The 13779-nt window shown below is 44.1% G+C and carries 16 protein-coding genes and 1 other annotated feature; all 16 genes read right to left on the bottom strand.

What is annotated here, in order from left to right; all coding sequences use genetic code 11:
* Nucleotides 1-2: 2 nt before the first annotated feature.
* The 16 genes from rplU to OKX00_RS08170 all read right to left on the bottom strand — a co-directional run bounded on the left by rplU (nucleotide 3) and on the right by OKX00_RS08170 (nucleotide 13714).
* Entirely contained in the window at nucleotides 3-311 is a 309-nt protein-coding gene (gene rplU / locus OKX00_RS08245) for a 50S ribosomal protein L21 (protein ID WP_053357701.1), read from the bottom strand.
* Nucleotides 312-324: 13 nt separating this feature from the next.
* Nucleotides 325-398 (bottom strand) — a sequence feature (ribosomal protein L21 leader region).
* Between the two features lie 52 nt (nucleotides 399-450).
* A complete protein-coding gene (locus OKX00_RS08240; protein ID WP_265410076.1) occupies nucleotides 451-1938 on the bottom strand; it encodes an Rne/Rng family ribonuclease in 1488 nt (495 codons plus the stop codon).
* 37 nt (nucleotides 1939-1975) lie between these two features.
* Nucleotides 1976-2836: a M50 family metallopeptidase gene (locus OKX00_RS08235; protein ID WP_091004194.1), complete on the bottom strand. Its 861-nt coding sequence runs from the start codon at nucleotides 2834-2836 to the stop codon at nucleotides 1976-1978.
* Nucleotides 2829-3578 (bottom strand): M23 family metallopeptidase, encoded by a 750-nt coding sequence (locus OKX00_RS08230; protein ID WP_265410075.1) that lies wholly within the window; start codon nucleotides 3576-3578, stop codon nucleotides 2829-2831. The genes OKX00_RS08235 and OKX00_RS08230 overlap by 8 nt, the downstream gene beginning before the upstream one ends.
* A gap of 160 nt (nucleotides 3579-3738) precedes the next feature.
* A complete protein-coding gene (minD, locus tag OKX00_RS08225) occupies nucleotides 3739-4533 on the bottom strand; it encodes a septum site-determining protein MinD (RefSeq protein ID WP_053357697.1) in 795 nt (264 codons plus the stop codon).
* A 19-nt stretch (nucleotides 4534-4552) separates the two neighbouring features.
* The gene (minC, locus tag OKX00_RS08220) at nucleotides 4553-5227 is read right to left on the bottom strand and encodes a septum site-determining protein MinC (protein ID WP_265410074.1); all 675 of its coding nucleotides are present in this window, start codon (nucleotides 5225-5227) and stop codon (nucleotides 4553-4555) included.
* Between the two features lie 65 nt (nucleotides 5228-5292).
* Nucleotides 5293-5811 (bottom strand): rod shape-determining protein MreD, encoded by a 519-nt coding sequence (mreD, locus tag OKX00_RS08215; RefSeq protein ID WP_091004189.1) that lies wholly within the window; start codon nucleotides 5809-5811, stop codon nucleotides 5293-5295.
* Nucleotides 5811-6686 carry a rod shape-determining protein MreC gene (mreC, locus tag OKX00_RS08210; protein ID WP_265410073.1) on the bottom strand — a complete coding sequence of 292 codons (876 nt, stop codon included), beginning with the start codon at nucleotides 6684-6686 and terminating at the stop codon, nucleotides 5811-5813. The genes mreD and mreC overlap by 1 nt, the downstream gene beginning before the upstream one ends.
* A gap of 15 nt (nucleotides 6687-6701) precedes the next feature.
* Nucleotides 6702-7742 carry a rod shape-determining protein gene (locus OKX00_RS08205; protein ID WP_053357693.1) on the bottom strand — a complete coding sequence of 347 codons (1041 nt, stop codon included), beginning with the start codon at nucleotides 7740-7742 and terminating at the stop codon, nucleotides 6702-6704.
* Between the two features lie 71 nt (nucleotides 7743-7813).
* Nucleotides 7814-8485, bottom strand: a complete 672-nt coding sequence (gene radC / locus OKX00_RS08200; protein ID WP_265410501.1) for a RadC family protein — start codon at nucleotides 8483-8485, stop codon at nucleotides 7814-7816.
* Nucleotides 8486-8517: 32 nt separating this feature from the next.
* Entirely contained in the window at nucleotides 8518-9105 is a 588-nt protein-coding gene (locus OKX00_RS08195; RefSeq protein WP_265410072.1) for a Maf family protein, read from the bottom strand.
* Between the two features lie 249 nt (nucleotides 9106-9354).
* The gene (locus tag OKX00_RS08190; protein ID WP_265410071.1) at nucleotides 9355-10374 is read right to left on the bottom strand and encodes an SPOR domain-containing protein; all 1020 of its coding nucleotides are present in this window, start codon (nucleotides 10372-10374) and stop codon (nucleotides 9355-9357) included.
* A gap of 129 nt (nucleotides 10375-10503) precedes the next feature.
* Nucleotides 10504-11352, bottom strand: coding sequence for a hypothetical protein (locus tag OKX00_RS08185; protein WP_265410070.1), 849 nt, complete (start codon nucleotides 11350-11352; stop codon nucleotides 10504-10506).
* Nucleotides 11349-11942: a PilN domain-containing protein gene (locus OKX00_RS08180; protein WP_265410069.1), complete on the bottom strand. Its 594-nt coding sequence runs from the start codon at nucleotides 11940-11942 to the stop codon at nucleotides 11349-11351. The genes OKX00_RS08185 and OKX00_RS08180 overlap by 4 nt, the downstream gene beginning before the upstream one ends.
* Nucleotides 11932-12930 carry a type IV pilus biogenesis protein PilM gene (gene pilM / locus OKX00_RS08175; protein ID WP_265410068.1) on the bottom strand — a complete coding sequence of 333 codons (999 nt, stop codon included), beginning with the start codon at nucleotides 12928-12930 and terminating at the stop codon, nucleotides 11932-11934. The genes OKX00_RS08180 and pilM overlap by 11 nt, the downstream gene beginning before the upstream one ends.
* Before the next feature lie 28 nt (nucleotides 12931-12958).
* Nucleotides 12959-13714 carry a prepilin peptidase gene (locus OKX00_RS08170; RefSeq protein ID WP_265410500.1) on the bottom strand — a complete coding sequence of 252 codons (756 nt, stop codon included), beginning with the start codon at nucleotides 13712-13714 and terminating at the stop codon, nucleotides 12959-12961.
* Between the last annotated feature and the right edge of the window lie 65 nt (nucleotides 13715-13779).

Here is a 13779-nt window from a genome sequence, read left to right as displayed (position 1 = left end):
AATTAACCGTTGATTTTGTCGATAACTACTTTAGTGTAAGGCTGACGGTGACCTTGTTTACGACGGTAGTTCTTTTTCGCTTTGAACTTGTAAACGACCACTTTTTGGCCTCGGCCATGTTTTTCAACTTTACCTGTTACAGTCACTCCATCAAGCAAAGGAGCTCCTACTTTCAGGCTGTCTCCACCAACCATAAGAACATCCTCGAATGTTACAGTATCGCCAGCTTCCACATCAAGCTTTTCAACATAGATCACTTGACCTTCTTCAACTCTTACTTGTTTGCCACCAGTTTGAATAATTGCGTACATCACGTGCACCTCCTTGTAAACTCAGACTCGCCATCACAGGTGCTTATGTAAGCTTGAAAACCTGTTCCTGAGCGGTTGGAGCGGGTGCTCCAATAAACTAACAGAAGAATCATACCATGTTGTGTTCTGCCATGTCAATTTATCTTTTCATTCTTTCTTCAATTTCATTAATCGGCCCGATATGGCGGATAGCATAGGATGGGATGGAATCGTGGCCGCTTTCACTTATATAAATCCGATACGAGAGAAGCGACTCAAGATTTTGAAGATGTTCACTGTCTATCCCTCTTAAATGGCGGGCTACTTCAGGAGTAGCTTCGATCCACAGAGCTTCATCATCCATGTGGCGGTATTCCCGCAGCGCCAGTTCTGCCTGATTGGCGACTGTTCTTGCAGACTGCACCCTGCCTGTGCCCTTACAGACAGAACAAGTCTCGGTCAGTACATGGAACAGTGGCTTTTTCTCTTTTTTGCGAGTCATTTCAAATACGCCCATTCGGGTAAATCCGTGAACCACGGTAGTTGTTCCATCGAGAGCAAGTGCAGCTTTTAAAGCTTCCTCTACACGCTGCTGATCCTCTGGCTCGTTCATCGTAATGAAATCAATGACAATCATGCCGGAAATGTTTCTAAGCCGAAGCTGTTTCGCAATCTCCTCAGCCGCTTGAAGGTTCGTTTGAAGAACAGTTTCCCTCCGGCTTGATTTCCCTGTGAATTTATCCGTGTTAACATCAATAACAGACATGGCTTCGGTGTAATCAATCCGCAATGAACCTCCGTTTTTGAGCCAGACATGCGGTCGGAGTGCTTTTTCCCATTGTGCGTCAACTCCGTAATAGGAGAAGATATTCTCCTTCCCGCTGTACAAAACGATATTCTTTTGAAGCAGCGGAAATGGCTTGGCCAGCCAGATCAGTTTCCTGAATTCCGCTCCGTCATCAATGATGATTTCCGTTTCGTCTTCATACGCATGGTCACGGATAATCTTATTCAGATAATCACCTTCATCATGCAAAAGAGCAGGAGCTGCCGCTTGTTCCGCCCGTGCCGCCAAATGGCGGTGCCTCTCTACAAGTCCGTCGAACTCTGCTTGTATATCATCTTCCGATTGTCCCGTGCATGCGGTACGAAAAATCACGCCATCTTCGCCCTTCACAAGAGAATGGCCAAATAGACGCCATTTTTCCTTCTCATTCCTGCTCATTTTCTTGGATACACCGATATGAGAAGCGTTCGGAAGGAAAACAAGCCGTGAGCCCGGGATTGCCAGCATCCCGGTCAGCCTCGCTCCCTTTGAATCTGTTTCTTCCTTTATTACCTGGACGATCAGTTCTTCCCCCTCTTTCACGAAAGAACTGATGGATGTCCCTTTCTTATCTTCTGGTGCCATATACGTCTGCTGATAGGAAAGCAGGTCATCACGATGAATGAATCCGTTCTTCTCAGCTCCAATGTCCACAAAGGCCGCCTGCATGCCAGGCAGCACTTTCTTTACCCTGCCTTTATAGATGCTTCCAGGTACAGTCTGATCGGATGAATCATCAACTTGAAGTTCTATCGCTTCATCGAAATCCATGACTGCTGTTCTTTTGATTGGGGTTAAAGCATTAATAATAATTTTTTTCACATCTACTTACCTCGCTTACGTCACTCATCCTTTTATTTTAACGAAAAAGATGTCCGATTGCACATCTGACCTGATTGGATGAAAAAAACATGTTAAGCACCTGCTTCTCTTCCACGATCCTGTTTGTTTCCGAAGCTTGGATGACGATAAAATGACGGACCCCTTTTCGAAACAGACTGATGACGTCATAAAGCGCTGCATCCGAGGGAACATGTATGGGCTTTGTCAGCCAGCCCGATCTCCTGTCATCCGCAATCCTCGACATCAAGAAACGAAGGAAGACAAACTGCCGCCTTTTCCACTCGATATAATGAGAGACACCAAGGAAGATCGTCACGAACCATAGATTTAAATGCAGGGGATCCCGGGGTAAAAATGAAAAGAACAGGATCAGCATGATGGAGAAAGAGGTTAATAAAAATACAGTATGTGCTTTTTTAAATGGAAAAATGCTGGCTGCAGCGGCAAACATCAGTTTTCCTCCATCAAGGGGCCATACCGGCAGCAGATTAAAAACCAGAAGAGTTACGTTCATTTTAATAAACCACTCAAAGTCCTGAGGATTCCACCAGCCAAGCTGAAATAAGAAAAAAGCGGCCAGCATAAGCCAGAGATGCTGCACAGGGCCCAGCAGTGTAACGATCACTTCTTCACGGAACGGCCGGTTTCCATGTTCCTCTACTTCCGCAACTCCGCCAAACGGAAAAAGTTCGATTTTCTTTACACGCCATTGAAAAAGATGAGCCCCCGCATAATGACCCATCTCATGTATAAAAACTGCCAGAAACAGCAATATGATTTCACGAAAATGTCCGGTGATGATTGAGAGCCCAATGATTAGCCAAAAAAGGGGGTTAATCTTTACTTTGCTGAAAAATTGAAAAACAGGATTATTCAAAAGGGATCACCTTGCTCGGATCAACAAATGTGTTGCCTTTTTTCAGGGCAAAGTAAAATTTACCTGTTTTTCCGTCCTTATTCGGTGTCACTTTACCAAGGTGTTTTTTGCTTTCCATATAGCTGTAGAGCTTTACATCGGGATCAATGCTGTCCAACTCGCCATACCAAGATTCTTCCCCATTGCTGTGCTGAATGACGACGGTATTTCCAAGGTCTTTCTTTTTGCCGATAAAAATGACATATCCTTCTTTTACGGTATCCACGTCCGATGTTTTTCCCGTCTCCATCATAATGCCTTTTCCGTTCGTCTCAAAGGATTCATACACTCTTCCAGATGCAGGCTGGGCATAATCTTCGTTTTTATTTGCAGCTGTGGCATTCTTGCCTGGTTCAATTTGTTTTTCAGGCAATAACGCCAGTGGTTTCCCAAACTGATTCTCGTACCATTTTTTCGCGGCTGCAAACTGAAACTCACTGCGGTACATTTTCTTAATCAAACTCTGCCCTTTTGCCGAAAGCTCACTGTCATTTTTAAATAGAATTCCCGCCCCAAGAAAAAGGCACACGGACATCATGATCTGAAATAAAAAGAACGACCCGTTAAATCGGGGGCCTCTCTTCTTTTCCTCCATTGAAGCTGTACTCCCTGTATACAAGCTGGTTCTGAACGTTTCATTCTCTCCTTGAGGAAGCCTGTCTGCATACCGCCGTCTTATATCATCCGCACTGTTTCTCATCATCCATTCCTCCGCATCATGTTATACCACATCTTATGACTTGTCCGCGGGCCTTATGACAGAGGAAGAAAGGGTCTTTGCCTGAAGAATAAAAAATCCTCCAAGTCCGGGGAAGGGCAGATGGACTGCCTCTCCCTTTCAATGAAGGAAATTTGGGAATGAATTATCTCATTCCCAGCAACGTTTTAATTTTTGAGAAGAATCCTTTTTCCTCATCAATCGTAGTCAGAGGGACAGATTCTCCAAGAATTCGTCTTGCGATATTCCGATAGGCGATGGACGCTTTGCTATCGGGGTTCATCGCGATCGGTTCACCTTTATTTGCCGCTTTGATGACATTCTCATCATCAACGACCACGCCGATCAGCTCAATGGCAAGGATGGATACAATCTCATCCACATCAAGCATGTCACCGCTTTTAGCCAGGTGGTTTCGTACTCGGTTAACGATCAGTTTAGGAGCTTCCACTTCTTCTTGTTCAAGCAATCCGATAATACGGTCAGCATCACGAACCGAAGAAATTTCAGGATTTGTCACCACGATGGACTTGTCCGCACCTGCAACTGCATTCTTGAATCCTTGTTCGATACCAGCAGGACAGTCGATGATGACGTAATCATAATCCTGTTTTAATTCTGTAATGATTTTCTTTATCTGTTCCGGTTGAACGGAGCTTTTATCCTTGGTCTGCGCGGCAGGAAGAAGGAATAAACATTCAAACCGTTTATCTTTAATCAGCGCCTGGTGAAGCTTGCAGCGCTCTTCGACGACGTCAACCAGATCATAAATGATTCGATTTTCCAGACCCATTAACACATCCAGATTGCGAAGGCCGATGTCAGTATCAACAAGACATACTTTTTTACCAGAAAGGGCAAGGGACGTACCGATATTCGCAGAAGTCGTAGTTTTACCGACTCCCCCTTTCCCAGAAGTAATGACTATTGCCTCTCCCATGATTCATTCCCCTTTCTTACTATAAACGATTCAAATTGGGCCTGATTCTATGTACTGTACTGATTCGGTCAATCAAAATTTGATTTTCTTCATCAGAAATATAGGCGCATTCCATTTCATGCCCAATTTCCGGATAATGGTCAGGCGCCCGGCTGATCAGATCCGCAATTCTTAGCTGAGTGGGTTTCATGACAGAAGCGGCAATAACCGCTTCACGGTTACCGGATGATCCTCCGTGGGCGATGCCTTTTAACGAACCCATCACAAAAATATTGCCGGTTGCCATTATCGTGCCGCCTGGATTTACATCTCCGATCAGCAAAAGATCCCCCTGAACACTTAACACCTGGCCGGAACGGATGACTTTTGAAACTCTCATGATCTGAGCTTCTTTCTTCATTTCCTCCGCTTCAGCCACCGTAATGACATTGGATTCAAACCGCTTGATGTCCAGGTTCTGCTTTTGTCCGATAATTTCACGCACCAGCTCCGACTGCTGGTCTGATAAATACCGGTTGCCGGTTTTGACAATGACTGAAATAAGCGGTCCATTCAGCAACTGTCCATGGTCGTCGGATAATTTATCATGTAGCTCCTCGACCAGCTGCTCAAATGAGCATAGGTCGTCCAACAGCAGGACAAGACCGTCTTTCGTGCCTTTTATTGTAACATTATGTTGGAGTTTTTGTGCCATTGCCATCGTTCACCTCAACATACTTTCATTCGACAACTTTATAAATAATCCTCTTTTTATGTCCATTAGTTTTCATGGATGGTTTTCTTCACCTTTTTCAGCAGCTTAACAAACGGATAATAAACGAGAATCGTAAACACAGCGTTCAAGATCAGCGTGGGAAGCAGCCTGTCATAAAAGAAGGAGTCTATACTTGTATCGGCAATACCAATTAAAGAGTTTAATCCATAAACCATAAATTCAAGTCCTGCCACCCCGGCTGCACTTAAAAGTATAGCAACAAAAAAGTTGCTGAAAAGATAGCGGGATAAAACAGAAATAAAGTAAGCCACCAATGCGGTAGAAAACATGTACACACCGATCAGATCTGTATAGATAAGATCAGTAAGAAGCCCAAAGATCATCCCGTACACGATGCCAAACGAAGGTTTAAGATAGCATGACATCAGAATGATCAGGACAAGAGAAAAATGCGGAATCAACAGGAAGCCCCATCCATAATGTTCGGGTGCCAGTACCTGCATGACCGTACTCTCAGCCACAAACGCAATATAGGTAATAAAAGGAAGAAGAATCCTATTCATTATTCTTCCTCCTTTGCTTTAAATTCGTTTTCATCGACTTGAGGCATCGACCGATCAAGAATCATCACGTGATCAAGATCATAAAGATTAGCAGACGGCTTTAAATATGCGGTCTTTGTCAGCCCATATTCATCCGGCTTCACTTCCTTGACTGTTCCGATCAGCAGCCCGCGCGGAAAGACTTCGCCAAGACCCGATGTAATCACCTTCTGGCCTTTTTCCAGCTTGGCATTTACCGGTATCTTTTTAAACAGCAATGCCTGTTTCTTAGAATCATAGCCTTCAATCATTCCGAAAATGCGCTTATTGCTTTCAGCGATAGCGGAAAAACGGTTCGTCCTGTCGTTGTCGCTGATCAGCTGTATCGTGGAATGGAAAGCAGATACCTTCGCCACTTTGCCGATGAATCCTTCAGGTGAAACTACAGCCATCTTGGATTTGACACCGTCTCTGTATCCTTTATTCACAAAGATGAATTTGTTCCATCGATCAGGAGAGCGTCCGATGACAGAAGCCTCCTTCACCTTATACTCCGTAAGATCAGCCTCTTTTTCGAGCTGGCTCTTTAATGTTTTGTTTTCCTTTTTCAGTTCCTGCACATCCACAGACAGCTGTGCATATTCATCCAGCTTGGATTTCAGCAGTTTGTTCTCATGATACATATGCTTCATTTCTGTCAGGTTCTCAAAGAAACCCGCTATAGAGTTAGCGGGTTTATAAAACAGCGACTGGCTTACACCAACCGTATCTTTTAAAAATTGTTCCGGCCAGCTTAATTCTTCACGATCTTTCATAGAAAAACCGATCATTGCCACCAAGACTATGATACTCGCAAGAAGAATAATTAGCCGCTTGTTTGAGAAAAATTGTGGCACGATCTAAACACCTACTTAAGCCTTTGTTTTCGAACGAGAAGTAATCCCGGCCTTTGAACGGAAAAGATGCAAGTTTTCAAGTGCGCGTCCTGTTCCGACAGCGACACAGTCCAATGCGTTCTCAGCAACGATGACAGGCATCTTGGTTTCTTCACTGATCACCTTATCCAGGTTACGAAGCAAAGCTCCTCCTCCAGTAAGTACAATTCCGCGGTCCATGATGTCAGCTGCAAGTTCAGGAGGTGTTTTTTCAAGTGTCACTTTTACTGCCTCCATGATGCTGTTAACCGTATCTCTAAGAGCGCTGGAAACTTCTTCTGCCGAAATCGTAATGGTTTTCGGCAGGCCTGTCAATAAATCACGGCCGCGGATGTCCATGTTCTCAATTCCGTCTGCAGAACCGGCAGAACCGATCTCAAGTTTAAGCGTTTCAGCTGTACGCTCACCAATCATCAAGTTGTAGGTTTTCTTAATATACTGAATAATTGCATCGTCCATCTCATCTCCGGCAATACGGATCGATTGGCTCGTTACAATTCCTCCAAGGGAAATGATCGCCACTTCTGTAGTACCGCCGCCGATGTCAACGACCATGCTTCCTGTAGGCTCCCATACCGGAAGATCTGCACCGATTGCTGCTGCAAAAGGCTCTTCGATCGTATACGCTTCACGGGCTCCAGCTTGTTTTGTTGCATCTTCTACTGCACGTTTTTCAACCGCTGTAATTCCAGAGGGAACACAGACCATGACATTTGGTTTTCTAGCAAATACAGAACGGTTCTTCTGTGCCTGCTGAATAAAATACTTCATCATTGTTGCTGTTGTTTCAAAATCCGCAATGACTCCGTCTTTCATTGGACGAACCGCTACAATGTTTCCTGGTGTACGGCCAATCATATTTTTCGCATCGTTCCCTACTGCTTCAATTGATCCTGTATCAGTTCGCAATGCCACCACGGAAGGTTCACGCACAACAACACCCTTACCCTTCACGTAAACAAGAGTGTTAGCAGTCCCTAAATCAATCCCTAAATCTCTTGAAAATCCACCAAACATTTATGTAACTCCTTTCATCAAGCAAAACTCATAAATATGATTATACGCTAACAAAAGCGCAAATGACAATGTTAAACATAACCTTTTTCTTTTAAACTTGCATATTTTAAATCGCCGATAATAATATGGTCCAAAAGCTCGATTCCGAGCATTTTTCCGCATTCTACTAATCTTTTTGTAACGTCGATGTCTTCCCTGCTCGGAGCGGGGTCACCGCTTGGGTGATTGTGGAAACAAATAATGGAAGCCGCAGACCTTCTGAATCCTTCCTTGAAAACTTCCCTAGGATGGACGATCGATGAATTCAGGCTTCCAATGAAAATCGTTTTCTTGTGGATGATTTGATTTTTCGTATTTAAATAGAGACAGACAAAATGCTCCTGCTGAAGGAAGCGCAGTTCATCCATCATGTATTGAGCCCCATCGTCAGGAGAGCGGATCGCAAACCGTTCGTCAAACGGCAATCGGCTGATGCGCCTTCCCAATTCAATGGCCGCGAGAAGCTCAACGGCTTTCGCATCCCCAATTCCGTGAATTTCTTTCAATTCACCAATCGTTGCGTCTTTCAAAAAACGAAGTCCTTCAAAATGCTGAATGATTCGGTTCGCAAGCTGAAGGACAGATTCGTTCTTTGATCCTGTTCTCAATAATATAGCCAGGAGTTCATGGTTCGCCAGGGTTTCCGGTCCGCTGTTGAGCATTCGCTCACGCGGCCGTTCTTGTACAGGATAATCTCGAATCATAAGCGGTGTTTCGCCCACTTACGTATTCCTCCTTAAATGTCATCTTCCTGACTGACTGCGCTGATTCCAAAGCTTTCAAGCTCCCTTACTACTCTGGATACTGGCAATCCCACCACGCTGTAAAAATCTCCGGCGATCGACTGGACGAGCCTTGCGCCCAATCCCTGGATCCCATAACTGCCGGCTTTATCAAACGGTTCTCCGCTGTTCACATAATATTCGATCTCTGCGTTTGTTAGCTCCCAAAACGTTACGTCTGTAGAAACTGAAAACAAACGTTCTACGCCTTCGGACAGAATGCAGACACCTGTATACACGGTATGAGTCCGGCCTGAGAGCGAACGGAGAGCAGCGACGGCTTCTTCCCTTCCAGCCGGTTTTCCCAATACGGTACCATTGTTCACAACAATCGTATCTGCACCAAGCACCACATGTTCCGAGTGCAGCCCAAATACATCTTCCGCTTTTTGCCTGGCAAGCGAACAAACAAGCTCTTCAGGTGACAATGAGGGATCCATGACCTCTTGAATAGTACTTGGAATAACTTCGTACGAGAGAAGGTTCATTGAAAGAAGTTCTTTTCTTCGAGGTGAAGAAGAGGCTAGTATGAGGCGTTTCATATAATCACCCTTTTAATTAGCGGTTCACTAAAACTGTCTAACTTCAAGAGAGATTGAATTAAGCATATCAAAATCTCCAAAGTTAGACAATAAGTAATCCGTTTATCATGATTGTTCTATTAATTTTTCGCCAAACCTTGTCTGTTTATGTCTTGATTTAACATTTTATTTTAAAATTTGTCGGATTTCTTTTATATGGTAAACATAAATGAAGCAAGGCAGGTTCACCCCGCTTTGCTTCATTATAGGCTATTTTAAGGTTTCAAGGAGCTTTGTATAGGACACAAAGCTGTCGAGCACAGATTGCTGCAGCGGCCAGTCAGCCTCGTCAGACCGGTTTGCCGTCAGCTTGGTTAACGCCCGGGAAATATCCTCCTCATAGTTTTTAACAGCCTTTTCCTGTTTGGCTGGCCATTGTTCATGCTGCTTATCACCGTATGCTTTCCATCCTTCATAATCTTTCATGATCGAATCCTTCGCTTTCTTGCTGAGCGACGGTACCTGGGAAAGGGTAATCACATTCTGCAGGAGAATCTTGCCGTTCACGATAAATGGTTCATCCATCTTGTGCGGAATTTTCAAGTTCGTATAGGAAGCATCGAGCTGTTTTGGCCACACTTCCACTCCTTTAAGCTTATAAACATCCGCCAGTGTTTGGGCCTCTTCTTTTTTATTGCCTAGCCCGATGAGGACAGAATAGTTTGCCCCTTGTTTGTAAACAGCCGCTGCATATCCTTGATCTTTAATGCTCTCGCTTATTTCCTTCGCTTTTTTCTCTGTTGAAAAGAGGCCATTCTGAGCGGCATGAAAGTCCATGGAGATATTTGAAATTGTTGCCGGAGCCTGTGCTTTGGAGCTCGCATTACCAGGTTGGGCAGCCACTGTCTGGCTATGGGTCGATGCCGTTTCACCGGTAAAAAGCATAAGGATAATGGCTCCAAACGTGCAGCCTGTTACAATCGCAGCAAGGACTGCAGTCATGAATTTTTTTGAGAACAGACTGGTGTTCCTTTTATGATCCATGAGTATCATTCTGCGTTTGGACCATTTTTTCCGTAAAGTCGACGGGCGAGGAACGGGGGAAATTACTTTTTTGAAATCAAGCACTTTTCCGGCGCCTTCCGAATCAATAATCTCCCACCCTGCTGCTTCTTCTGTATAAACAGCCGCCGCGATTTCCTTCGTCGAAGTCTCCTGCTCTTTCTGCACTTCTTTATAGGCAGTGGCTTTGCCGTTGATCAATACCGTGATCGGCTTTTGGTCCTTCATAACATCCGCTCCTTTGTTCTATCATCTAGTAAACATGGTATGCAGATCACCCATTTCATAGAACTAAAAGAATGTTATTTACTAGAATAGAAAAGAAAAAGACAAAACACTCCAAAGAGCGCTTTGTCCTTATTTTTTCTTTTCATTTGGAAGCTCAGCATTTGTGAGCGGATCCTTTTTTTCTACTGGCTGATCAAACTTCATTTTCGGCAGATCTTTCATATATTGCGTCAGCTGCGGCAAATAGTAGGCACTGATTAAAATTTTAAAAGATAGTCCTTCAGGCTGATCCTCTGCCATTAAAGGCGTATCTTCTGTCGATGGAAGTTCTTCCTCCGGACCAGTAAAAGCGACTCCCTCAATAATCGAGATCCGCTTCAGTTTTTCCACCTCTTTTACAAACCGGGCTAGCCCATTATAGTCCTTTGAAGTAACGGTAAGCTCCACACTGGTTTTTTTTACGCCTTCAGGAAGAGGCGCTCCGGCAAGAGGAACAGCTGCTGTTTCTTTATCGGAAATTGTCTTTGGATCTACCGTTTTTCCAGTTTGTGAAGCTGTTGTTGAATTCGTTTCTGAAGTGTTAGATGAGTTCCGGGAAGAAGAACCAGTACTAGCTGACTGGGAAGTTTGCTGTCCCTGAGCAGGAGCCGCCGATCCATCCTCTCCTTTAAATTCCATTCCTTCAATAATACTGTCAGAAAGGACCTCCGCTTTTTCCAGCTGAAGCATGAATTGGTCAACGAGAGGTTTGACCGGCACCTCTTGCTGAAGAGCATACGTATTTTCAATCATGGATGGAGCTGAAGCTTCATGGTCGACTGGCATCTCGTTCTGCTTCTTCAGCTGCTTGGTCTCCGTTTCATTATGGTGGGCTTCTTCATGCAAAGGAGTAATAACCCCAACATAAAACAAGGCGCCAGCAAACAGGACGATAACAGCTGAAAACGGAAGAATGTATTTTTTTAGTGATTCGGTCATTGTTTTCCGCCATCCTTTAAGTCTTTAAATGCCGCTTCGTTTAACGTCAGCTTATAGGTCGCCAAGTATCTTGGAAGTATATTTTTTTCACCTTTAAGATCATCAGTTTCCAATTTTTTCGATTCCACTTTTTCAAGCTCCGCATCCGTAAAATTCGGTGATGTTGACAGCTCATGCAAGTACTGTGCAGAATCAGGCAATGTATCAAACTGAACAGCTATGGAAATATCTTTACCGCCATCATATTTGTACGTTATAAAATAGCCGCGCTCCGGCAGGAAAGAGACAAGATGCTGAAGCAGTTCGGCTGCAGGTATTTCCATACCTTTAATATAGTCGATCTTTTCCTGAAGCGGCGCACTCGCTACGGCAGGATTTGTGCTTATCGCATTCTGCTTTTGAATATCAGCCATTTGCTTTTCTTGTTTAAGGTCATTCCGCGTCTGGTTAACCTCTTGCTTTGCAAGATAATAATCCACCCCAAGCCAGATGCTTCCCAAAAGCAGAAGGGCTAGGACACCAATAGACAGCAGCTTGGACGAAAAGGTGGTCCGCTCTTTTCGCGGCAGCAGGTTGATATCAACTAACATGCTGCACCTCTTTCAAACCAAGGCCAAGCACGACATCAAACCTGGATGGAAGATCTGCTGAAATTCTCTGGTTGGATTCAGAAGAAATAATTACAATTGGAACGGAAAACCGGGCAGAAAGCTTCTCTTTCACATAAACCAGTTCTGGGTGTTCACCGGTCAGCAGAATTTTCGTCACACTTTCTTGTCCCGAGCTTAAATTGTTTCGATAGTGTCCGGCAATCCGGTCAATTTCCAGCATCATATCATCAATTTCACCATGCAAATATCCAGGTTCTCCGTCCCAAAAGGCCGCTTGGCTGTTATGTGCATGGTTAAATGTAACGTTTGACAGATCCACATCCATTTTCAAATGATTGAAGAAGTATGGTTTATGCTGATGAAAGATACTAAGCTGAATCGACTGGATATCAAACTGAAGGCAAAGGATGTGTTCCTCTTGATCCGCCAAACTGCGATGAAAAATATAACGGTACAGCGCCAAGAAAGAAGCATCCGCAACAACGGGCTTCAATTTCGCCTGTTCAAGCATCGAAGTGTAATCCGACACAATTTCTTCTGCCGCCGCAAACAGCAATATTTCAAGAGAAGACTCCGATCGGTTAAGGATCACATAGTCAAATACAGGATTATCAAACGGCACATGGATGGTGGAACCCAATTCCAAATAAAGGTACCCCTTGATCTCCTCCTCTTTCAATTCAGAGGGCAGGTTTTGTTTGCGCATCACGAGTTTTGCATCGGGCACATTAAATTGCACTTCTCTCCCTTTAATCCCCCAGTCATTAACACACTCGTCCAAAATAAGAGAAAGAGTTTCATGATCCTGAATTTTACCATCCCTAATAAGCCCTTCAGGCAGATACTTTTCCCCAAATTGACGAATATCAAGCGTTTCCGGCTGCTTAAATTCCACGAAACGAATGACATGATCCTGTATGAATAAGTTTGCTTTCCTGCGGTTAAATGAAGCCAATCCCCATGCCATTTCTTCTCCACCTCTGTCTATGTTCAACTCAGTTCATTAATTGAAAGTACCAGTTGATGATCTCGTGATAAAAAAAGTAGGATACGAGAGTGCCAAGTACAATATAGGGGCCAAATGGAATCGGCTGCCCTCTTTTCACAAGCTTTAACGCTAAACCCGCAAGGCCTAGTACCGATCCAAACAGCGTGGCCAGCATAAAAGCTAGCAACGTTGCCTTCCAGCCAAGGACAATGCCAAGAACTCCCATCAGCTTGATGTCTCCGCCACCCATTCCTCCTTTTGATACAACAGCAATGAGGAACAGCAGCCCGAAACCGAGAGCAAAGCCAGCAACAGGATCCCACCAAGGATCAAGCGGTATAAAAACGCGCAAAACAATAAAAACGGGAGTAAAGAATAATAGCACCTTATCTGGAATGATCATGTATTTGATATCTGAAACCGTGATAATAACAAGGAGCGAGATCAGACACCAGGAAACGAGCAGTTCCTTTGACCATCCCACCAATAATGGCGAAATCGTAAAAAGAAGTGCGGTGGATAATTCTATTACTGGGTAGAGAGCTGATATTTTCGTTTGGCAGCCTCTGCATTTTCCTTTTTGAAAAATCCAAGAAAAGACAGGAATGAGTTCGTACCAGTTAAGGTTACGGTCACAGGTTGTGCAGTGGGAGCCTGGGTGCACGATAGATTCGTTGTTTGGGATGCGCAAGCCGACTACGTTGAAGAAGGAGCCTAAGATTAATCCCATAATACAGGTATATATGAATAAAATAATTATCATCATTTTTCCCTCAAAAATTAAATAGGTTAAAACCCTCTCAAGTGTTAGTGAGAGGGTTTTTTTAT

The sequence above is a fragment of the Fictibacillus sp. KU28468 genome (assembly GCF_026153615.1).
Lineage (GTDB): Bacteria > Bacillota > Bacilli > Bacillales > Fictibacillaceae > Fictibacillus_C > Fictibacillus_C marinisediminis.
The sequence above is the reverse complement of the archived record's forward strand: the minus strand, read 5'-3'. Positions and strand labels throughout refer to the sequence as shown.